The sequence below is a fragment of the Pseudomonas sp. BGI-2 genome, from assembly GCF_004310295.1.
Classification (GTDB): Bacteria; Pseudomonadota; Gammaproteobacteria; order Pseudomonadales; family Pseudomonadaceae; genus Aquipseudomonas.
In genome coordinates this window covers 40993-60673 of record NZ_SISB01000022.1, presented here as the reverse complement: position 1 = coordinate 60673, position 19681 = coordinate 40993, and the positions used below count along the sequence as shown (strand labels likewise).

Annotated in this window: 22 protein-coding genes and 1 tRNA gene; 12 read left to right on the top strand and 11 right to left on the bottom strand. The window is 59.7% G+C overall.

The window, feature by feature from the left end; translation table 11 throughout:
* Positions 1-53 precede the first annotated feature (53 nt).
* A complete protein-coding gene (locus tag EYC95_RS16295; protein WP_131061275.1) occupies positions 54-503 on the top strand; it encodes a carboxypeptidase regulatory-like domain-containing protein in 450 nt (149 codons plus the stop codon).
* Positions 504-540: 37 nt separating this feature from the next.
* Here EYC95_RS16295 and EYC95_RS16290 read toward each other — a convergent pair whose 3' ends face one another.
* The 6 genes from EYC95_RS16290 to EYC95_RS16265 form a co-directional block, all read right to left on the bottom strand.
* A complete protein-coding gene (locus EYC95_RS16290; RefSeq protein WP_131061274.1) occupies positions 541-1002 on the bottom strand; it encodes a DUF4234 domain-containing protein in 462 nt (153 codons plus the stop codon).
* Positions 1003-1328: 326 nt separating this feature from the next.
* Positions 1329-1404: transfer RNA gene (locus EYC95_RS16285), tRNA-Phe, on the bottom strand.
* A 103-nt stretch (positions 1405-1507) separates the two neighbouring features.
* Entirely contained in the window at positions 1508-1780 is a 273-nt protein-coding gene (locus EYC95_RS16280; RefSeq protein WP_008149405.1) for an oxidative damage protection protein, read from the bottom strand.
* A complete protein-coding gene (mutY, locus tag EYC95_RS16275; protein ID WP_131061273.1) occupies positions 1777-2844 on the bottom strand; it encodes an A/G-specific adenine glycosylase in 1068 nt (355 codons plus the stop codon). The genes EYC95_RS16280 and mutY overlap by 4 nt, the downstream gene beginning before the upstream one ends.
* Positions 2841-5072 carry an AsmA family protein gene (locus tag EYC95_RS16270; protein ID WP_131061272.1) on the bottom strand — a complete coding sequence of 744 codons (2232 nt, stop codon included), beginning with the start codon at positions 5070-5072 and terminating at the stop codon, positions 2841-2843. Before EYC95_RS16270 ends, mutY begins: the two co-directional genes overlap by 4 nt.
* Before the next feature lie 78 nt (positions 5073-5150).
* Positions 5151-5555 (bottom strand): acetyl-CoA sensor PanZ family protein, encoded by a 405-nt coding sequence (locus tag EYC95_RS16265; protein ID WP_131061271.1) that lies wholly within the window; start codon positions 5553-5555, stop codon positions 5151-5153.
* Positions 5556-5778: 223 nt separating this feature from the next.
* Here EYC95_RS16265 and EYC95_RS16260 point away from each other — a divergent pair, with 223 nt between their 5' ends.
* From EYC95_RS16260 to EYC95_RS16225, 7 genes are all read left to right on the top strand, one after another.
* Positions 5779-7443 (top strand): OFA family MFS transporter, encoded by a 1665-nt coding sequence (locus EYC95_RS16260; RefSeq protein WP_131061270.1) that lies wholly within the window; start codon positions 5779-5781, stop codon positions 7441-7443.
* Between the two features lie 277 nt (positions 7444-7720).
* Entirely contained in the window at positions 7721-8314 is a 594-nt protein-coding gene (hisB, locus tag EYC95_RS16250) for an imidazoleglycerol-phosphate dehydratase HisB (protein WP_123367004.1), read from the top strand.
* The gene (gene hisH / locus EYC95_RS16245; protein ID WP_131061269.1) at positions 8314-8952 is read left to right on the top strand and encodes an imidazole glycerol phosphate synthase subunit HisH; all 639 of its coding nucleotides are present in this window, start codon (positions 8314-8316) and stop codon (positions 8950-8952) included. Before hisB ends, hisH begins: the two co-directional genes overlap by 1 nt.
* Entirely contained in the window at positions 8953-9210 is a 258-nt protein-coding gene (locus tag EYC95_RS16240; RefSeq protein WP_008024930.1) for a DUF2164 domain-containing protein, read from the top strand.
* Positions 9211-9252: 42 nt separating this feature from the next.
* Entirely contained in the window at positions 9253-9990 is a 738-nt protein-coding gene (gene hisA, locus EYC95_RS16235) for a 1-(5-phosphoribosyl)-5-[(5-phosphoribosylamino)methylideneamino]imidazole-4-carboxamide isomerase (protein WP_010464588.1), read from the top strand.
* Between the two features lie 9 nt (positions 9991-9999).
* Complete coding sequence (gene hisF, locus EYC95_RS16230) at positions 10000-10770, top strand: imidazole glycerol phosphate synthase subunit HisF (protein ID WP_121731627.1); 771 nt, start codon at positions 10000-10002, stop codon at positions 10768-10770.
* A gap of 78 nt (positions 10771-10848) precedes the next feature.
* A complete protein-coding gene (locus tag EYC95_RS16225) occupies positions 10849-11604 on the top strand; it encodes an ABC transporter substrate-binding protein (protein WP_131061268.1) in 756 nt (251 codons plus the stop codon).
* Positions 11605-11655: 51 nt separating this feature from the next.
* On the opposite strand, the gene EYC95_RS16220 is transcribed toward EYC95_RS16225, so the two are convergent.
* From EYC95_RS16220 to gpmI, 4 genes are all read right to left on the bottom strand, one after another.
* The gene (locus tag EYC95_RS16220; protein ID WP_131061267.1) at positions 11656-12423 is read right to left on the bottom strand and encodes a divergent polysaccharide deacetylase family protein; all 768 of its coding nucleotides are present in this window, start codon (positions 12421-12423) and stop codon (positions 11656-11658) included.
* A gap of 1 nt (position 12424) precedes the next feature.
* Positions 12425-13744 carry a S41 family peptidase gene (locus EYC95_RS16215; protein WP_131061266.1) on the bottom strand — a complete coding sequence of 440 codons (1320 nt, stop codon included), beginning with the start codon at positions 13742-13744 and terminating at the stop codon, positions 12425-12427.
* 34 nt (positions 13745-13778) lie between these two features.
* Positions 13779-15074 carry a murein hydrolase activator EnvC gene (locus tag EYC95_RS16210; protein ID WP_131061265.1) on the bottom strand — a complete coding sequence of 432 codons (1296 nt, stop codon included), beginning with the start codon at positions 15072-15074 and terminating at the stop codon, positions 13779-13781.
* Between the two features lie 240 nt (positions 15075-15314).
* Entirely contained in the window at positions 15315-16844 is a 1530-nt protein-coding gene (gene gpmI / locus EYC95_RS16200; protein WP_131061264.1) for a 2,3-bisphosphoglycerate-independent phosphoglycerate mutase, read from the bottom strand.
* Between the two features lie 418 nt (positions 16845-17262).
* Here gpmI and EYC95_RS16195 point away from each other — a divergent pair, with 418 nt between their 5' ends.
* The 3 genes from EYC95_RS16195 to secB are packed head-to-tail and all read left to right on the top strand — an operon-like array spanning position 17263 to position 18459.
* Positions 17263-17676: a rhodanese-like domain-containing protein gene (locus tag EYC95_RS16195; RefSeq protein WP_131061263.1), complete on the top strand. Its 414-nt coding sequence runs from the start codon at positions 17263-17265 to the stop codon at positions 17674-17676.
* A 1-nt stretch (position 17677) separates the two neighbouring features.
* Positions 17678-17932, top strand: coding sequence for a glutaredoxin 3 (grxC, locus tag EYC95_RS16190; protein WP_131061262.1), 255 nt, complete (start codon positions 17678-17680; stop codon positions 17930-17932).
* A gap of 41 nt (positions 17933-17973) precedes the next feature.
* Positions 17974-18459, top strand: coding sequence for a protein-export chaperone SecB (secB, locus tag EYC95_RS16185; RefSeq protein ID WP_131061261.1), 486 nt, complete (start codon positions 17974-17976; stop codon positions 18457-18459).
* A gap of 130 nt (positions 18460-18589) precedes the next feature.
* On the opposite strand, the gene EYC95_RS16180 is transcribed toward secB, so the two are convergent.
* A complete protein-coding gene (locus EYC95_RS16180; RefSeq protein WP_007949025.1) occupies positions 18590-19045 on the bottom strand; it encodes a tRNA (cytidine(34)-2'-O)-methyltransferase in 456 nt (151 codons plus the stop codon).
* On the opposite strand from EYC95_RS16180, the gene EYC95_RS16175 reads away from it, so the two are divergent.
* The gene (locus EYC95_RS16175; protein WP_131061260.1) at positions 19044-19484 is read left to right on the top strand and encodes a hypothetical protein; all 441 of its coding nucleotides are present in this window, start codon (positions 19044-19046) and stop codon (positions 19482-19484) included. The genes EYC95_RS16180 and EYC95_RS16175 overlap by 2 nt on opposite strands.
* Positions 19485-19681 lie beyond the last annotated feature (197 nt).

Genomic DNA, 19681 nt, shown 5'->3' with positions numbered 1-19681 from the left:
GAAATCAAAAGTGAAGGACCAGGAGGGCGCTGTGGAGCCCAGGAGTCGTCATCATGAAGTCCATCCATTTCCTAATGTTGCCCATCGCCACCGTCGGTGTGCTGATGTTTTCTGCAATGTCAGTTGCCGCCAGCCTCGAGCCCGTCGACAGTTCAGGCGTGCAGATTCAGCGGCAGGAACAGAACGGGATTTCCTACTTGTCCGGCGGTATTGGCGAGGATGAGGCGAAGGCCATTCAGCAAACGACCGGCTACAACCTGCACATGACCTTTTCCATTGGGCCGGAGGGCAAATATGTACCGGATGTTGAATTGGTGATTCAGAGTGTTCAAGGTCGATCAGTGCTGACACTCAGTCAGGCCGGGCCTCTGGTGTATGTCCAGTTACCGGCTGGCAAGTACACCGTGGTCGCCACTCGTAATGGTGAGGAAAAGCGCGACACGACAGATGTCGGCAGCGCTGGCGTGCGTAATCTGGTGTTCAACTGGAAGGGTGATGAGTGACGGTGGCAGTCTGTCGAGACTGCCCCTCGCCAGTTGATCAGGCTTGCGTCGTCTGGCCGCGCAGGATCAGTTGTTTGCGCTGCTCTTCAGGCAAGTCGTTGATGCAGTAATTTACGTAGAAAATGTTCAGGAAGAAGGTATAGAACCCGTTCATGCGCAGGTCGATTTTGTGCTCGTTGAGGGCGTATTCCGACAGCGCATTTTTTGCCTTGAAGGCCCATACGACGTACAGCGCGTTCAATGCGATCAGCAGAATGCCGGAAAGTGAGTCGAACAACACGTCGCCCAGGTTCGACAACATGCCGCTCCAGCCAAGGCAGACGGCGATCCAAACAACGTAAGTGTCGTCGACCACTTTGATTTTCGTCGTTTCGTTGATCTTCTGGTTGCTCTTGTACAACCACAACAGCAAGTAGATGCCGGCGGTCGCAATCGACAGCAGGACCATGTTCAAGGTTTTGGTGTTGATCTTGTCTTTCAGTTCATTGATGTCGGACATAACTGTTCCATGTTCAGGGCTTTCGAGAAGGGGGCGTGCCTGGAAAGCTGTCGTCGAGCAGGGGGAGGGCAGTGTTTTGCGGGGAGGGGTAAAAAGCACGCACTCCTTGCGCTGTCTCTATCCTGTATCGACTGATTCGGATGCGGGAGCATCGGGATCAATGTTGGCTTTATTCCATGCGCGCGCAAAATCATAGCACGGTGCCATCATCGTGCCCGAGTAGTAAAGCGTGATTGTTTTTCGGCATCTGCGCTGCGGTGGGCTGTCGTTATCAAATCCCAGGCATAAAAAAACCCTGAATCTTGCGATTCAGGGTTTTCGGTATTTGGTGCCCAGAGACGGAATCGAACCGCCGACACGGGGATTTTCAATCCCCTGCTCTACCGACTGAGCTATCTGGGCAACGGGGCGCATTAAACGGGTTTTTCAGGGGGTCGTCAAGCAAGTCTTCAAAAAATATTTAATTATTACCGTCGCTTACGATCCGGCCCCCGAGAAAGCAGGATTATTCAGCTGGCGGAACGTAGCCGTCAGCCTTGGCGTATTCCTCGCCGGAAAAGAACTTGTCCATCTCGCCCTGAAGGTATTTGCGGTCTTCGGCGTTCATCATGTTCAGGCGTTTTTCGTTGATCAGCAGGGTCTGGTGTTTTTGCCAGTCGGCCCAGGCCTTGGCCGAGACGTGGTCAAAAATGTCCTGACCTTTTGCGCCCGGGAATGGAGCGCGCTCCAGGGCGGGCAATTCTTCTTTGTACTTGCGGCACATGATGGTGCGGGTCATGACAACTCTCCTGCGTTCAATACGGCGGCCGCGCGTTCGAGCAAGGTTTTGACCGGGGCGGCAAGGCCCAGGCGCGGCGGGGTGGCGAGGTTATACCAGAGCCAGTCGGCCTCGGCCACGTGATGGCCGGCCTCCTGGACCTGAACCAGCCAGGGTTCGATGGACAACTGAAAATGGCTGAAGGTGTGCACCAAGCTCGGCAGCGCTTGTTGCGTGCCCAGTTCCAGGGAGTGCTGCGTGGCCAGGTGTTGCAGGTCGTCGAGGTCGTCGAGTTCCGGCAGGCTCCAGAGACCGCCCCACAAGCCCGTGGAAGGGCGGCGGTAAAGCAGAATCGCGCCTTCGCCGTTGGCGAGCATCGGCATCAACGTGCGCTTCTGTGGCACGGCTTTGCGCGGCTTTGGGATCGGGTAGCGGGTTTCCAGGCCGAGCATGTGGGCTTCGCAGTCCTTTTCCAGCGGACACAGCAGGCAGCTCGGTTTGCTGCGGGTACAAAGTGTGGCGCCCAGATCCATCATCGCCTGGGTGTAGGCGTTGACCCGATCATGGGGCGTAAAGCGCTCAGCGTTCGCCCACAGCTGTTTGGCGACTTTCGGCTCCCCCGGATAACCCTCTTGCGCAGTAAAGCGCGCCAGGACCCGTTTGACGTTGCCGTCGAGGATCGGCGCCCGCAGGCCCATGCTCAGGCTGGCGATGGCGCCGGCCGTGGACAGGCCGATGCCCGGTAAGTCGACAAGCTTCTCGACATCCCGCGGAAACTCGCCGCCGTACTCGGCCACGACAATCTTCGCGGTCTTCTGCAGATTGCGCGCGCGGGTGTAGTAACCGAGGCCGGTCCACAGGTGCAGCACTTCGTCTTCCGGCGCAGCGGCCAGGGCTTCGACCGTCGGTAGCGAGGCCATAAAGCGGTCGAAGTAATTCAGCACGGTGCTGACCTGGGTTTGCTGCAACATGATTTCCGAGACCCACACCCGATACGGCGTGATGCCTTGTTGCCAAGGCAAATCGTGGCGGCCGTGGCGGTCGTACCAGTCCAGCACCGCCGATGAAAACTGCTCGGCTCTCATCGCTTGAACAGCCCCTTCAGCGCGTTTTTCAGTTCAGGGCTGACCTTGTCGCCAAGCTTCTCGTCGATTTTTTCACTGATTTTTTCGCCCGCCAGCTTGCTCGCGACCTGGCCCATGCGTTCGTTATCGAGGCGGCAAGCCTTGGCGCCCAGTTCCAGCGGGCCGCGGCAGCGCAGCGGCCACTCAATGCCGATGAACTTCTCGCCAACCTGGCAGGCCGGGTCCGGCATGTCGCTCTTGTCGCCTTCGACGATCACGCCCACGCGGTAATCCATGCCCAGCACCCGCAGGTCGACGTCGCCGTCACCGTTGACGGTCATGCCCGGGATACGCACTTTCAGGTCCGGGTTGCTGGCCACGCCGTTACGGAAGGTCAGGTTGCCCTTGAGCTCCTGGAATGGCGTGTCCTTGCCCCGTGGCTCGCCGCTAAGGGATTTGCGGTTCAGGGTGGCGATGCCTTTGCACAGCTGTTGCTCGAGATTGGCATTTAGCAGCACGCCGTTGTTGATGACGAAACTGGCGTTGCCATTGAGGCTATCGATCAGTGCTTGCTGGCTATTGCCGCTGCCGGTCAACGCGCTGTTGAGCGTCACCAGGCCTTTGACCGGCGGATTTTTCCCTTGTCTTTCGAGAATTTTTTCCACAGGCACTTTGGTGATGCTCGTCTGCATGCTCAGCGCCGGCACTTCCTGGCGCACGTCCAGGATGCCCTTGGCTTCGAAGTTGCCGCCGTAGAGGTCGCCGCGCAGGTTCTGGAGGGTCAGCAGGCCGCCCTGGCCGTTGGCCTTGAGTGCTGCGTTCTGGATCGGCAGTTTGTCGAGGGTCAGCAGGCCGAAGGTCAGGTCCGCGTCCACGTCGAGTTTGCTCAGGCGTTCTACCGGCAACAGGCGTTCAGTGCTCCACGCGGTTTTGGTCGGTGCGTTCGGCAGCGGTGTACTGCCGGCGCCCGCCATGGCATCGGCTTCGGTGCTGGCGACTTCGGCCTGACGCACTTGTGTCGCGCTATTGGCCTCGGCGGATTTTGGTGGCAGATAACGATCGGCGTTGAAGGTGTCAGCCTTGAGGGTCGCGCGCAGCGATTGCTTGGCGAAGTCCTCTACGGCGATGCGGCCGCTGAAGCTGCTGTCATCGACTTTCAGGTTGATGTTGTCGAACGACACGCTGGTCGGCGTGCCCGCTAGACGGCTGACCAGCTCGACTTTGCTCAGGCTGCCTTCCGCCATGGCCGGGAGTTTCTGGCCGATGCTGTCGACGAATTTCGCCAGGTCAAACTGAGCAATCGAAATACCGCCGCTGATTTGCGGCGTCTTGTCGAGGTCGTTGACCTTCAGTTCGCCCAGTGCGCGCAGTTGGTTGGCGGAGATCTTGATGCCGGTCCATTCGGCGACGTTCGCGGCTTTATCCAGCAGCAACTGGCCTTGGGCGGCGAAGGTCATGGTTTTGCCTTGCAGCGGATCGCCGGCGACTTCGCCGGAGAGTTTCATGTCTTCGAATTTGTAGCGCTGCAATGCGCGTTCAAAACGCAACTCGCCATTCAGCTCGGTGCGCACCCGCAGGACCGGTTGGTTGGTGCCGAGGAACGCAGTGAGTTTGACCGGAATGTTGGTCGAATCGTGGACCGGGCCGGTGCTCAGCTGGATGCTTTCGGCGCTGAACTGCTTGCCGGTCTTCTCGTCGCTGTATTCAACGCGGGCGTTGTTGACGGTCAGGCTGTCGATGTCCAGGCGAATCGGCTGGGCCGGTTTTTCCACCTGAGCGGTGGTTTCCGGCGCGGGTGCAGGTTCGCCAGGAGTGGCTGGAGGGGTGGCCGGGGTGGCTGGCGCCGGGACTTTGCCAATGTCTTCCCAGTTGCCGTGGCCATCCTTGTCGCGGTTCAGGCGCAGGTTCAGGCCTTCGACGCGCACATCACTCATCTGCACTTCGCGGCGCAGCAGCGGCAGCACGCGCACTGACAGGCCGAGCATCTGCAAGTCGGCGAACGGCTCGGTGGGCTTGGCCAGGGTCGCGACACTGGCATCGTGCAATTCCAGGCCCAGCCACGGGAACAGGCTCCAGCCGATATCGCCATTGAGCGTCAGCTCGATGTGGGCCTTGTCGCGGGCAATCTGGCGAATCTCGTTTTTATAGTCGTTGGGATCAAAGAGGTGGGTCAGGGCAAAGCCCAGCGCCACAATGATCAGCAACAGCCCGAGAAGTACCAGACCCAGGATTTTGCCGAACGCTTTCATGGGCGAGTCCTTGTAGTTAGTCGAATTCGAAATTTAGCCGGGGAGTATAGCGCTCCGAAGCGGACGACCGGTCAGCGATCACGCCGGCAGTACATCCAGCGGCACTTTCAGCTTGGCGGCCAGGGCCTGTGCTTGGAGATGCCCGGCAGGCGCCAGCAAGCGCAATGTCGCGCCCGACTGCGACGCCATTTTCTGCGCTTCGTTCACCAGGCGCTCGGCAACGCCACGACGACGGGTAATTTTTCGTACGCATATTTGGGACAAGTGCCAAATATCAGACTGGCGCTGCAAGCGAGCCGCCCCAAGCAGCCGATCATTGAAGCGTCCGGCGATCATAGTGCCATCGCCCAGGCAGCCTTCAATCAGCTGTACATCCCCTGAATACGGGGCGAACAGCCAGTCCGGGGCGTCGCGGTAAATTTTTTGCAGGTCTTGCTGATCCTGGTAAGTGGCTTCGTGCAGCAGCTCGACAATGATCGGCATGGCGGTTCCTTCAGTGGTACGAGAACGGACGACTTACATAAAGGTGATATCACTTTGGTTTTTCTGTCACGTACAGATGGTAACCTCTGCCAGTTCGTCCGTCCTTCTGCGACGTGATGTCGCACCAAAATGGAGCTTCACCTGAAAAAGACAGTCATGCGTGCGCATAAGGCTGGGGTCGAAGAGTGGCTGGCGAACCATACTAATAATTGGGGGATACACAATGACCACGAGCATCACGGCGGACGGTCTCAACGCCGATCAGCCCGCGTTCCTGTCAAAGGAACGCATCATCGCCAAGCCCGGTTTCAACCGTTGGCTGGTACCACCGGCCGCTTTGGCCATCCACCTTTGCATCGGCATGGCCTACGGCTTCTCGGTGTTCTGGTTGCCGCTGTCCAAAGCCTTGGGCGTGACCAAGGCAGTGGCTTGCGCGCCGGACATGAGCTTCATCTCGCAAGTGTTCTCGTCGCAATGTGACTGGCCGATCTCTATGCTCGGCTGGATCTACACCCTGTTCTTCATCTTCCTCGGTTGCTCGGCAGCGATCTGGGGCGGCTGGCTGGAACACGCCGGGCCGCGCAAGGCTGGCGTCGTATCGGCGCTGTGCTGGTGTGGTGGTCTGCTGATTTCAGCGCTGGGGGTCTATACCCACCAGATCTGGCTGATGTGGATCGGCTCCGGGGTCATTGGTGGTATCGGCCTGGGGTTGGGTTACATCTCGCCGGTGTCGACCTTGATCAAGTGGTTCCCGGACAAGCGCGGCATGGCGACCGGCATGGCGATCATGGGTTTCGGTGGTGGCGCGATGGTCGGTGCTCCGCTGGCCGCAGCCTTGATGGGGCATTTCGCTTCGGCAGACAGCGTCGGCGTATGGCAGAGCTTCCTGGTGATGGCCGCGATCTACTTCGTGTTCATGATCGGTGGCGCACTGTCCTACCGCGTGCCGCCAACCGGCTGGAAGCCTGAAGGCTGGACCGCTCCGGCGAAGAAAGCGTCGAACGCGATGATCACTCACCGTCACGTTCACGTGAATGTGGCGTGGAAAACTCCGCAATTCCGTCTGGTGTGGCTGGTGCTGTGCCTGAACGTGTCGGCCGGTATCGGCATCTTGGGCATGGCCTCGCCGCTGTTGCAGGAAGTGTTTGGCGGTAAATTGATCGGTGTTGACTTGCCATTCGGTCAACTGGACGCCGGGCAACTGGCTTCGATCGCGGCAATTGCGGCCGGTTTCACCGGTTTGCTGAGTCTGTTCAACATTGGTGGCCGGTTCTTCTGGGCGTCGTTCTCCGACTACCTGGGTCGCAAAAACACCTACTTCGTGTTCTTCGCCCTGGGCTTTGCTCTGTACGCGTTGATTCCAAACCTCGGTCACTTGGGCAACGTTGCGCTGTTCGTGGCGGCCTTCTGCATCATCCTGTCGATGTACGGCGGTGGTTTTGCGACGGTGCCGGCTTACCTGGCGGACCTGTTCGGCACGCAAATGGTCGGCGCGATCCACGGTCGTCTGCTGACGGCGTGGGCGGCGGCTGGTGTGTTGGGGCCGGTGTTGGTGAACTACCTGCGTGAATATCAGCTGAGCATCGGCGTTGAACGCGCCGCGGCTTACGACATCACCCTGTACATCCTCGCGGGCCTGCTGGTGCTGGGCTTCCTGTGCAACCTCATGGTTCGACCGGTGGCCGACAAGTACTTCATGACCGACGCTGAACTGGCCGCCGAACAGGCGCTGGGCCACGACAAGGGTGCTGATGCCAGCACCGTGCTGGAGTGGAAAGCGGATGCAGGCACCAAGCCATTGGCGGCGGCTGCGTGGCTGGTGGTGGGTATTCCGTTGGCGTGGGGTGTTTGGGTGACGCTGCAGAAAACTGCAGTCCTCTTCCACTAAGTAAGCGCAACACCCTGTGGGAGCGGGCTTGCTCGCGAAAGCGGAGTGTCAGTCGACATCAATGTTGCCTGACACTCCGCTTTCGCGAGCAAGCCCGCTCCCACATTATTTGATCTTCATGAACACGAATTTTTGTGTTCGTCCGCTTGTACTGACATGTATATCCCCGAAAACACGGGGTCCTGTCCGTCAGGGATATCACCTCTCGTGTTTCTGTTTCCGGCCCGCGCCCCTATAATGGTTGCCTTTTTCGCCCAATGATTTTGCGGAGCTGGTGATGGCCGAACGTAAGGCGTCAGTCGAGCGCGACACTCTGGAAACCCAGATCAAAGCCTCGATCAACCTGGATGGCACCGGAAAGGCCCGATTTGATATCGGTGTTCCTTTTCTTGAGCACATGCTGGACCAGATCGCCCGTCACGGGCTGATCGACATGGATATTGTCAGCAAGGGCGACCTGCATATCGACGACCACCACACGGTGGAAGACGTCGGTATCACCCTGGGTCAGGCCTTCGCCAAAGCCATCGGCGACAAGAAAGGCATCCGTCGCTACGGCCATGCCTACGTGCCGCTCGATGAAGCGCTGTCGCGCGTGGTGATCGACTTCTCCGGCCGTCCGGGCCTGCAGATGCATGTTCCCTATACTCGCGCCACCGTTGGCGGCTTCGACGTTGACCTGTTCCAGGAGTTCTTCCAGGGCTTCGTCAACCATGCCCTCGTCAGCCTGCACATCGACAACCTGCGTGGCACCAACACCCACCACCAGATCGAAACCGTGTTCAAGGCTTTCGGCCGCGCCCTGCGCATGGCCGTAGAGCTGGATGACCGCATGGCCGGTCAGATGCCGTCGACCAAGGGCGTTCTGTAATGCAGACGGTCGCGGTTATCGATTACGGCATGGGCAACCTGCACTCGGTGGCCAAGGCCCTCGAGCACGTCGGTGCCGGCAAGGTTCTGATCACCAGCGATGCCGAGGTGATTCGCGAAGCCGACCGGGTGGTATTTCCCGGCGTCGGCGCGATTCGCGATTGCATGGCGGAGATCCGTCGCCTGGGCTTCGATTCGCTGGTGCGTGAAGTCAGCCAGGACCGTCCGTTCCTCGGCATCTGCGTTGGCATGCAAGCCTTGCTCGACAGCAGTGAAGAGAACGACGGCGTCGACTGCATCGGCCTGTTCCCGGGCGCGGTGAGGTTCTTTGGCAAAGACCTGCACGAAGACGGCGAACACCTGAAAGTCCCGCACATGGGCTGGAACGAAGTGAAGCAGACGGTGAGTCACCCGCTGTGGCACAACATTCCGGACCTGGCGCGGTTCTACTTCGTGCACAGCTACTACATCGCTGCCGGCAATGCGCGGCAGGTGGTGGGTGGCGGTCACTACGGTGTCGATTTCGCTGCGGCGCTGGCCGACGGCTCGCGTTTCGCCGTGCAGTTCCACCCGGAGAAGAGCCATACCCATGGCCTGCAATTGCTGCAGAACTTCGCTGCGTGGGACGGTCGCTGGTAAATGGCCGTCAAGAAGAAGCCGCCGATCCTGACCCTCACTCCCGAGCAGGAGAACGAGGCCAATCACAAGATCAAACGCTTCATGGAGGATCGCTTCGAACTGGACCTGGGTTCGTTCGAAGCGGCTGAAATCCTTGAGCTGTTTACCCGTGAAATTGCGCCGCACTATTACAACAGGGCGATTTTCGATGTGCAGACGCACCTCAAAGAGAGGTTCGAAAGCATCGAAAGCGACTTGTGGGCGCTCGAGAAAAACTGATTTCCGAGCGAAGCTGAACACTCGAATTTGAAGGTTTGCCAGATGCTGATTATTCCCGCTATCGATCTCAAGGACGGTGCCTGTGTTCGTCTGCGCCAGGGCCGCATGGAAGATTCCACAGTGTTCTCCGATGATCCGGTGAGCATGGCTGCCAAGTGGGTGGAGGGCGGTTGCCGCCGTCTGCATCTGGTCGACCTGAACGGCGCTTTTGAAGGCCAGCCGGTCAACGGCGAAGTGGTTACCGCCATCGCCAAGCGCTACCCGAACCTGCCGATCCAGATCGGCGGCGGTATCCGTTCCCTGGAAACCATCGAACACTACGTGAAAGCGGGCGTGAGCTACGTGATCATCGGCACCAAAGCCGTGAAAGATCCGGCCTTCGTTGCTGAAGCTTGCCGCGCGTTCCCGGGCAAAGTGATCGTCGGTCTGGATGCCAAAGACGGTTTTGTCGCCACTGACGGTTGGGCTGAAATCAGCACCATTCAGGTGATTGACCTGGCCAAGCAATTCGAAGCTGATGGCGTGTCCGCGATCGTTTATACCGACATCGCCAAAGACGGCATGATGCAGGGCTGCAACGTACCGTTCACCGCTGCGCTGGCCGCTGCTACGCGCATTCCGGTCATCGCTTCCGGCGGTATTCACAACCTCGGTGACATCAAGTCGCTGCTCGACGCCAAGGCGCCCGGCATCATCGGCGCGATCACCGGCCGGGCGATCTACGAAGGCACCCTCGACGTCGCTGAAGCGCAAGCTTTCTGCGATTCGTACAAAGGCTGAGGACTGACCATGGCGCTGGCCAAACGCATCATCCCTTGCCTGGACGTGGATAACGGCCGGGTCGTCAAAGGTGTGAAGTTCGAGAACATTCGTGATGCCGGCGACCCGGTGGAGATCGCCCGTCGCTACGACGAACAAGGCGCCGACGAGATTACCTTTCTCGACATCACCGCCAGCGTCGACGGCCGCGACACCACGCTGCATACCGTTGAGCGCATGGCCAGCCAGGTGTTTATCCCGCTGACCGTGGGCGGCGGCGTGCGCACTGTGCAGGACATTCGCAACCTGCTGAATGCCGGTGCGGACAAGGTCTCGATCAACACCGCAGCGGTGTTCAACCCGGAGTTTGTTGGCGAAGCGGCGCAGCATTTCGGTTCGCAGTGCATCGTCGTCGCCATCGACGCGAAGAAGGTTTCTTTGCCGGGTGAAACCCCGCGCTGGGAAATCTTCACTCACGGCGGACGCAAACCCACCGGTCTCGACGCCGTTGAGTGGGCGAAGAAAATGGAAGGCCTCGGTGCCGGCGAAATCCTGCTGACCAGCATGGACCAGGACGGCATGAAAAACGGCTTCGACCTGGGCGTCACCCGCGCCATCAGCGATGCACTGGGTATCCCGGTGATTGCCTCCGGCGGCGTCGGCAACTTGCAGCATTTGGCCGACGGCATCATCGAAGGCCACGCCAGCGCAGTGTTGGCGGCGAGTATTTTCCACTTCGGCGAATACACCGTGCAGGAAGCCAAGGCTTACATGGCGCATCGCGGGATCGTAATGCGCTAAACAAATCAATGCAGGCCAGTGGACAGCATGGCGGGCTCAAGGCACTCTTGGGCACGCCATGGATTTCGGTAGCCCGACATGATCAAACGCCTTCTTCTTGTCCTCGCCAGCGCTTCTCTGTTGCTCATCAATGGAGTCCACGCTGAAGAAAGTCCCGACACCGACCTGGTGCTGCTGACGGAAAATTTCCCGCCGTACAACATGGCGAAGAACGGCAAGAACTTCGCTCAGGACGAGAACATCAACGGTATCGCCGTGGACATCGTCCGCGAGATGTTCAAGCGTGCGGACGTCACCTACAGCCTGACGCTGCGCTTCCCTTGGGAGCGAATCTACAAACTCGCCCTCGAGAAACCCGGTTACGGCGTATTCGTGATGGCGCGCTTGCCGGACCGCGAGAAGCTGTTCAAATGGGTCGGTCCGATTGGCCCGGATGACTGGATCATGCTGGCCAAGGCGGACAGCAAGATCAGCCTTGAGTCGCTGGAACAGGCGCGCAAATACAAGATTGGTGCGTACAAGGGCGATGCGATTGCCGAGACGCTGGCCAAGCAGGGGTTGAAGCCGATTGTTGTGCTGCGCGATCAGGACAATGCGAAGAAGCTGGTCAGCGGTCAGATTGATTTGTGGGCGACGGGTGATCCGGCCGGACGGTATCTGGCGCGGCAAGAGGGCGTTAACGGCCTCAAAACGGTACTGCGCTTCAACAGCGCCGAGCTCTATCTGGCGTTGAACAAAGATGTACCGGATGAAGTGGTGGCCAAGCTTCAGGCCGCGCTGGATCAGCTGCGCAAGGAAGGCGTGGTGGACGACATCATGGCGCGGTATCTCTAAAGCCCAACACTGAATCCTGTGCCCTGCACAATCTAATGTGGTGTTTGGCGGTTAACGGTACACGCCGTCCTTTCCATGCGCAGCCGTCGCTCGATTGCTGCGCACACTGATCATCTGCTTGATATCAATCCACTCAATCCCCTGAGCCTTGAGCTTCGGCAACTCCCGCTCCAGCACCGCCAACGTCTGCGGATACGGATGCCCGATCATCACCGCCGAGCCCTGCTTTCTCGCCAAGCTGATCGCCGTCTGCAGCTGCGTAAAAATCGCCGCCTCAGTACGCTCATCATCCAGAAACACATCCCGCGAAACGCTCGCCAACCCGATCTTCTGCGCCTCGGCCGCCGCAACCGTCTGCGCGCTGGTGCGGCTATCGACGAAGAGCTTGTGCCGGCGCTGCAAGTCCGCCATCAACCAGGCCATGGCCGGTTGTTGAGCGGTCATGCGGCTGCCCATATGGTTGTTGATGCCGGCGGTATAAGGCACGACCTTGAACGCCGCGTTCAGGCGTTTCTCAAGTTCGTCGATGGGCAAATCGGGATGCCAGGCGAACGGGCCGGTGGCCGGGTCCATGGGCATGTGCAGGATGACGATCTTGCCGGCGCGATGAGCCTCGCGGGCGAATTCGGTGGCGTGGGGCGTGTCGGGCATGATCGCCGCGGTCACCGGGCCGGGCAGGGCGAGCACGCGACGATCCCGGGGCAGGTTCTGCCCCAGGTCATCGATGATCAGAGTGATGTAGGCCTTTTGAGGGGCGGGCGCTGCATGAGCAACACCCGCCAGACAGCACAGCAGGCCGATCAAGAACCGCAGGCGCACCTCAGCGACCAGAGGTGATGCTCAGCCCTTTAAGCAGGCTCAGCGCCTGGGCCAGTTGGTAATCGTCATCTTGTGGCATGGCCTTGGCTTTGCCGCCGGAACGGGTCGGTTTGTCGGCGCCGCCATTGCCATTGCCCAGGTGACCCTGAAGATCGGCTTCCTTGAAGTACTCGCCGTCCTGCTCGTTGGTGATCTTGGCCTTGCGCACTTCGATGTCCGGGACGATGCCCTGGGCCTGGATCGAGCGGCCGTTCGGCGTGTAGTACAGCGCCGTGGTGATCTTCAGTGCGCGTTCGTTGTTCAGCGGCAGCACGGTTTGTACCGAGCCTTTGCCGAAACTGGTGGTGCCCATGACCACAGCGCGTTTCTGATCCTGCAAGGCGCCGGCGACAATTTCCGAAGCCGAGGCGCTGCCGCCGTTGATCAGAGCAACCATTGGCACGGCTTCGCTTTCGTCTTTGCCGGTGGCGGAGAAGCGCAGCTCAGAGTTGGCGATGCGGCCCTTGGTGTAAACGATCAGGCCCTTGGTGATGAAGTGGTCGACCACTTCCACCGCCGATTGCAGCACGCCGCCCGGGTTGTTGCGCAGGTCGAGAATGATGCCGTTGAGCTTCTTGCCGTTGTCCTTGCGCAGCTTGGCCAGAGCCTTGGAAACTTCTTCGCCGGTCTTGACCTGGAACTGGGTGATGCGGATGTAGCCGTAGCCCGACTCAAGCAGCTGCGCCTTGACGCTCTTCACTTGAATGATCGCGCGGGACAGGGTCACGTCGAACGGCGTACCGCCGTCGCGCACCAGGGTCAGGGTGATTTTCTGGCCGATCTTGCCGCGCATCTTGTCCACGGCTTCGGTCATGCTCTGGCCGCGAGTCGGCTGGCCGTTGATCTTGACGATGAAATCGCCCGCTTGAATGCCAGCCTTGGACGCCGGCGTGTCATCGATGGGCGAAACCACTTTGATGAATCCGTCTTCGGCGCCGACTTCGATGCCCAGGCCGCCGAATTCGCCGCTGGTGCTTTCCTGCAACTCAGCGAAGTCTTCCGGCCCCAGGTAGGCGGAATGCGGATCGAGGTTGCTGAGCATGCCTTTGATGGCATTTTCCAGCAGGGTCTTGTCGTCCACCGGCTCGACATAGGCTGCCTTGATCCGATCCATGACCTCGGCAAAGGTGCGCAACTCTTCCAGAGGCAACGGCGCCTTGGTGGTCGCAGCAGTGCCCGCAGGCGCGACAGCCGGGGCAGGTTGAGCGGCGAACGCCAGAGGCGCGCCGATCACCAGGGCGATCGTCAGAGCCAGCGAGGTAAGGCGGGACAAATGCAGCATGTCGAACGAACTCCTAATGTAGGTGACTCAACGCCTATCCTTGCGCGCGGCACCATTGCGCCGGATCACTCGGGTGACCCTGCTGACGAATAGCGAAATACAGCGCTGGTGTGTCCTGCCCGCCACTGCTACCGACAGTGGAGATGGACTCACCGGCTTTTACCACGTCACCCGCAGACTTGAGCAGCGTCTGGTTGTGACCGTAAAGACTCAAAAAACCGTTGCCGTGGTCGAGAATCACCAGCAGCCCGGCGCCACGCAGCCAGTCGGCAAACACCACGCGACCGCCATGCACGGCGTGCACCTGGCTGCCGGAGGAGGCGCTGATCATCACGCCGTCCCACTTGGTACGGGCGTCGTCGCCACGGGATTCACCGAAGCGCGCAAGCAGTCGACCATCGACGGGCCATGGAAGTTTGCCGCGAGTTGAAGCAAAAGCACCGCCGAAGGTCTCGCCTGAACTTGAAACCATTGCGCCGGGTGTCGATTTAACGGGTTTGCGTGGGGCATCAGTCGTGGCATCGGCCTGTTCCTGAGCCTCACGTAATCGCTTTTTTTCGGCTTCCTGCTGGGCGATGAGCGCTTTTTGGCGCACTTCTTCAGCCTCTCGAGCCTGGCGGGCCAGGGTTTCTTCGATGGTTTTAAGGACTTTAGACAGGTCGGCCTGATCCTGCTCGCGGGCAGCCAGCTTCTGATCGCGAGCCTTCACGTCGTCGCTCAGCTTGGCCAGGACCTGCTGGCGCTCCTTGCGAACCTTGTCGAGTTCATCGCGCTGGCTGTCGAGGCTGCTTTTCTGCACCAGCAACTGCGCCTGCTGCAAGGCGATGTCTTTTTCGACATTGGCCAGTTGGCGCAGGGTTTCGTTGAAATTCTTCAGCTGCTCCAGGCGGGCCTGGCTCAGGTAGTCGTAATAGGTGAGGGTGCGGGCGAATTTTTCCGGATTCTGCTGGTTCAGCAGGAGCTTCAAGTACTCCTGACGGCCGTTCTGATAGGCCGCACGAGCCTGAATGGCGATCAGTCGTTGCTGTTCAGTGCGCGCGCTCTGGAGTTTTTTTTTCTCACCATCGAGACGCTGCAGCTCGGATTCGCTTTTCTTCAGCTCTTTTTGCAGGGCATCGACCTGCTTCTCGAGCTTGCCCATCTCGGTCTCGGTGCCTTTGAGGTCTTTCTGCACACCGGATTTTTCTTCCTGCAGCTTGCCCAGCAGTTTTTTCAGCTCGGCAATGTCCTGACGCGTGGCGTCCAGCTGTTGTTGGGTTTGCGCGCGCTCGTCAGCGAAGGCCGGTTGGAGCAGGCAAGTCAGAGCAAGGGCTATCAGGACGCGAAGCATAGAGGCGGGCGACACCAAGGAAAGGGACGGCCTAGTATGCCCGCCAAGCGCCGCAAAAAAAACGCCCAATTGGGGCTGTGTGATGACTGGAGTAGGTTCGGGGGTGAAAACACCGCCAAACCAATGTGGGAGCGGGCTTGCTCGCGAATGCGGAGTGTCAGTCGACATCAACGTTGACTGATACTCCGCATTCGCGAGCAAGCCCGCTCCCACAGGGTTTAGTGGTGTCTGAGATACCGATTACACCAGAATCGAAGTGCCAGTCATTTCCGCCGGTTTTTCCAGGCCCATCAACATCAGCATGGTCGGGGCCACATCCGCCAGCACGCCGCCGTCGCGAATCTTGAAGTCACGCTTGCCGACATAGATAAACGGCACCGGTTCGGTGGTGTGGGCGGTATGCGCCTGGCCGGTGGACTCGTCGGCCATCTGCTCTACGTTACCGTGGTCGGCCGTGATCAGTGCTTCGCCACCCACCTTGTCCAGCGCATCAACAATACGGCCAACGCACAGGTCCAGGCATTCAACGGCTTTCACCGCCGCATCAAACACGCCGCTGTGGCCGACCATGTCGCCGTTGGCATAGTTGACGACGATCACGTCGTAACGCTGGTTTTCGATAGCATCGACGATACGGTCCGTGACTTCCGGGGCGCTCATCTCGGGCTGCAAGTCATAGGTGGCGACTTTTGGCGACGGGATCAGGATGCGCTCTTCGCCCGGGAACGGTTCTTCGCGACCGCCGGAGAAGAAGAAGGTCACGTGGGCGTACTTCTCGGTTTCAGCGATGCGCAGCTGCGTCTTGCCGTTTTTCGCCAGGTAATCGCCCAGCACGTTGTCCAGGCTGCCGGCGGCGAAGGCCGAGGGTGCAGGAATGCTGGCGGCGTATTGGGTCAGCATCACGAAGCCGGCCAATTTCGGCTGGCGCGCACGTTCAAACTCCTTGAAACCGTCTTCGACGAACACGCGGGTCAGTTCACGGGCGCGGTCGGCCCGGAAGTTCATGAAGACTACGGCGTCGCCGTCTTCGACTTTCACCGGCTCGCCGATGGAGGTGGCTTTGACGAATTCGTCGCTCTCGCCACGCTCGTAAGCGGCTTGCAGACCTTCCTGTGCGGTGGCAGCGTTGAATTCGCCGTTGCCATCGACAATCAGGTTGTAGGCTTGGGACACGCGGTCCCAGCGGTTGTCGCGGTCCATGGCGAAGTAACGGCCGACAATACTGGCGATCCGGCCTTTGCCCAACGCCTGGAAGGTCGCGTCGAGCAGTTCGATGGACGACTGGGCGCTTTTCGGTGGCGTGTCGCGGCCATCAAGGAACGCGTGCAGGTAGATTTTTTCGGCGCCGCGCTTGAAGGCCAGTTCGGCCATGGCAACCAGGTGATCCTGGTGGCTGTGAACGCCGCCATCGGACAGCAGGCCCATGAAGTGCACGGCTTTGCCGGCAGCAACGGCTTTATCCACAGCGGCGCAAATAGTCGGGTTTTCGAAAAACTCGCCATCGCGGATCGATTTGGTCACGCGCGTGAAGTCTTGATACACCACGCGGCCGGCCCCGAGGTTCATGTGGCCGACTTCGGAGTTGCCCATCTGGCCATCCGGCAGGCCGACGTCCATGCCGCTGCCCGAGATCAGGCCGTTCGGCACAGTGGCCCACAAACGGTCCAGTACGGGCTTCTTCGCCGCAAACACGGCGTTGGATTCAGGGCTCTCACTGTGACCGAAGCCGTCGAGAATAATCAGGACCAAAGGTTTAGGCGTGGTAGTCATGGATTCCACTCGTGGCTGAGTTAAAAGAGGGCGATGGAAAAGGGAGTGGCAAGTTTAGGACGTGTTGACCCTCAATTGCGAGTCGCGTTTGCCCTGTGAGCGTGCCAGGCAAGGCGCGGGACGTGGGTAAGGGTCGTTTCCTTGCCGAGTCCCGCAACGCAGCATGGCGCGCTCACAGGGCAAACCCGGAGGGCCACGCCCCGTAAAGCGCAATCCGTCGTTATTCGTCGTTCATTTGAAACGCCAAACCTCACTCATCATGCCTAGTCTTGCGATTTACGGGGCGCGGCGCGACTCGCAATTGAGGGTCAACACGTCCTACAGCTAAGTTCCGACGGCGTCACCGCCGGACGGGGTTTGGCCCGCCATAGTGGCTGTGTATACTGGCCGACATTTTAACGCCCTGGAACCTCCTTCGATGGTTGCTCACCTGATTGAATTTGCCACTAACCACTATCTGCTCGTCGGTATCTTCGTCGTACTGCTGGCGTTGCTGATCGCTTATCAGATGCAAGGCGGCGGCCGCAGCCTGAGCACCGGTGAACTGACCGGGCTGGTCAACAAGGACGCCGGCGTTGTGATCGATATTCGTTCGGTCAAGGATTTCGCCGCCGGTCACATTGTTGGCGCGTTGAATATTCCCCACGACAAATTGGCTGCTCGCGTTGCCGAACTGGAAAAGCACAAGGCCAAGACCATCATTCTGGTCGACGCCATGGGCCAGACCGCCGGCACCCATGCCCGCGAACTGATGAAATCCGGCTTCACCGCCGCCAAGCTGTCCGGCGGTATTTCCAGCTGGAAAGGCGACAACCTGCCGCTGGTGAAGTGATATGAGCAACGTCGTCGTCTATTCCAGCGATTACTGCCCTTACTGTTCGCGAGCCAAGTACCTGCTCGAGAACAAAGGCGTGGCCTTCGAAGAGATCAAGGTCGATGGCAAGCCACAGGTGCGTGCCGCCATGGCCCAGAAGGCCGGACGTACGTCCGTGCCGCAGATCTGGATCGGCGAGCGCCACATCGGTGGCTGTGATGATTTGTTTGCCCTTGAGCGCGCCGGCAAGCTCGACGCCATGCTCCAGGCCTGAACGCCTTCCCTGTAAGACCCCAAGATCAGAAAGGATCTGAGATGACTGACCAACAGAACACTGCAGCTAGCGAAGAAGACACCGCACCGCAATTCTCCTTGCAGCGCATCTACGTACGTGACTTGTCGTTCGAAGCCCCGAAAAGCCCGGCGATCTTCCGCCAGCAGTGGGAACCGAGCGTCGGTCTGGATCTGAACACTCGTCAAAAGGCGCTGGAAGGCGACTTCCACGAAGTCGTGCTGACCTTGTCCGTCACCGTGAAAAACGGCGACGAAGTGGCGTTCATCGCTGAAGTGCAACAGGCCGGGATCTTCCTGATCAAGAACCTGGACGACGCTTCGATGAGCCACACCCTCGGCGCGTTCTGCCCGAACATCCTGTTCCCGTACGCTCGCGAAACCCTGGACAGCCTGGTGACCCGCGGCTCGTTCCCGGCCCTGATGCTGGCTCCGGTGAACTTCGACGCGCTGTACGCACAAGAACTGCAACGCATGCAGGCGGCTGGCGAGACTCCGACCGTTCAGTAAGCGGTCCTGAGTCAAAGCAAGTCCAATGTGGGAGCGGGCTTGCTCGCGAATGCGGTGTAACAGTCAACGATGATGTTGAATGTTATGACCCCTTCGCGAGCAAGCCCGCTCCCACATTTGTTATGCGGTGTTATTTGAAACCGAGCTGGCGCCAGCCTTCGTAGACGGCAACCGCCACGGTGTTCGACAGGTTCAGGCTGCGGCAGCCTTCACGCATCGGCAAGCGCAGGCGTTGTTCGCCGGGCAGTGCATCGAGCACCTCGGCCGGCAAGCCACGGCTTTCCGGGCCGAACAGGAACGCGTCGCCCTCCGCAAAACTGGCATCGTGAAACGGTCGCGAGCCCTTGGTGGTAAAGGCGAACAGCCGTGGATGACCGAGACTCTCCAGGCAACTGGCGAGGTCCGCGTGGCGTTGCAGGGTGGCATACTCGTGGTAGTCGAGGCCGGCCCGGCGCAGGCGCTTGTCGTCCATCTCGAAGCCCAGCGGTTCGATCAAATGCAGGTGGCAGCCACTGTTGGCGCACAGCCTGATAACGTTGCCGGTATTCGGCGGAATTTCTGGTTGAAAGAGGATGACGTGAAACATGCACGGCTCCGAAGGTAATGATGGCGGGCATTCTACGCCGCCCGTCGATCCACGTTCGAAACTATTACCGCGCGTAATGGCTTCGCTGGCGATTGTCGGACTGATGGTGGGGCTGATGATCGGTCGCCTGACCACGCCTGACCCCAGCGAATTGCAACAGGTCGAGGTGACGAACGATGGGCTGGTGGTGTGGTTCAACAACGAACCCAAGACCCATGGCGAGTTCGTCGACGGCAGCCTCGCGTTGCTGTTCGAGGCGCAAGGCAAGGCGCAGAAAGGTCAGCTCAAGCTCAACGACAAGGTCGTGAACTGGCGGACGCGCTTGAGTGATGGAGGGTTGTTGCTGACGGTAGTGGCGGCCCGGCCACTGCAGGGCGAGTGGACCGGTAGCGAGGTCGATGACCGCTGGCGGCTGGAGATCCATCTCCGGGAGCAATAAAAGAGGGAATCCCCGGCCTGCCTGTACCAAGGTTCCCAAAACGGCAGGGCTCGCGCATTGCGTCGAGCCCGGTGTAAAGAAGGAACCCCTGACCTGCCTGTATCAAGGGCCCCAAAACTGCGTGGGCTCGTCGCAAGTGCGGTGTGAGCCCGATGTAAAGAGGGGAATCCCCGGCCTGCCTGTACCAAGGTCCCCGA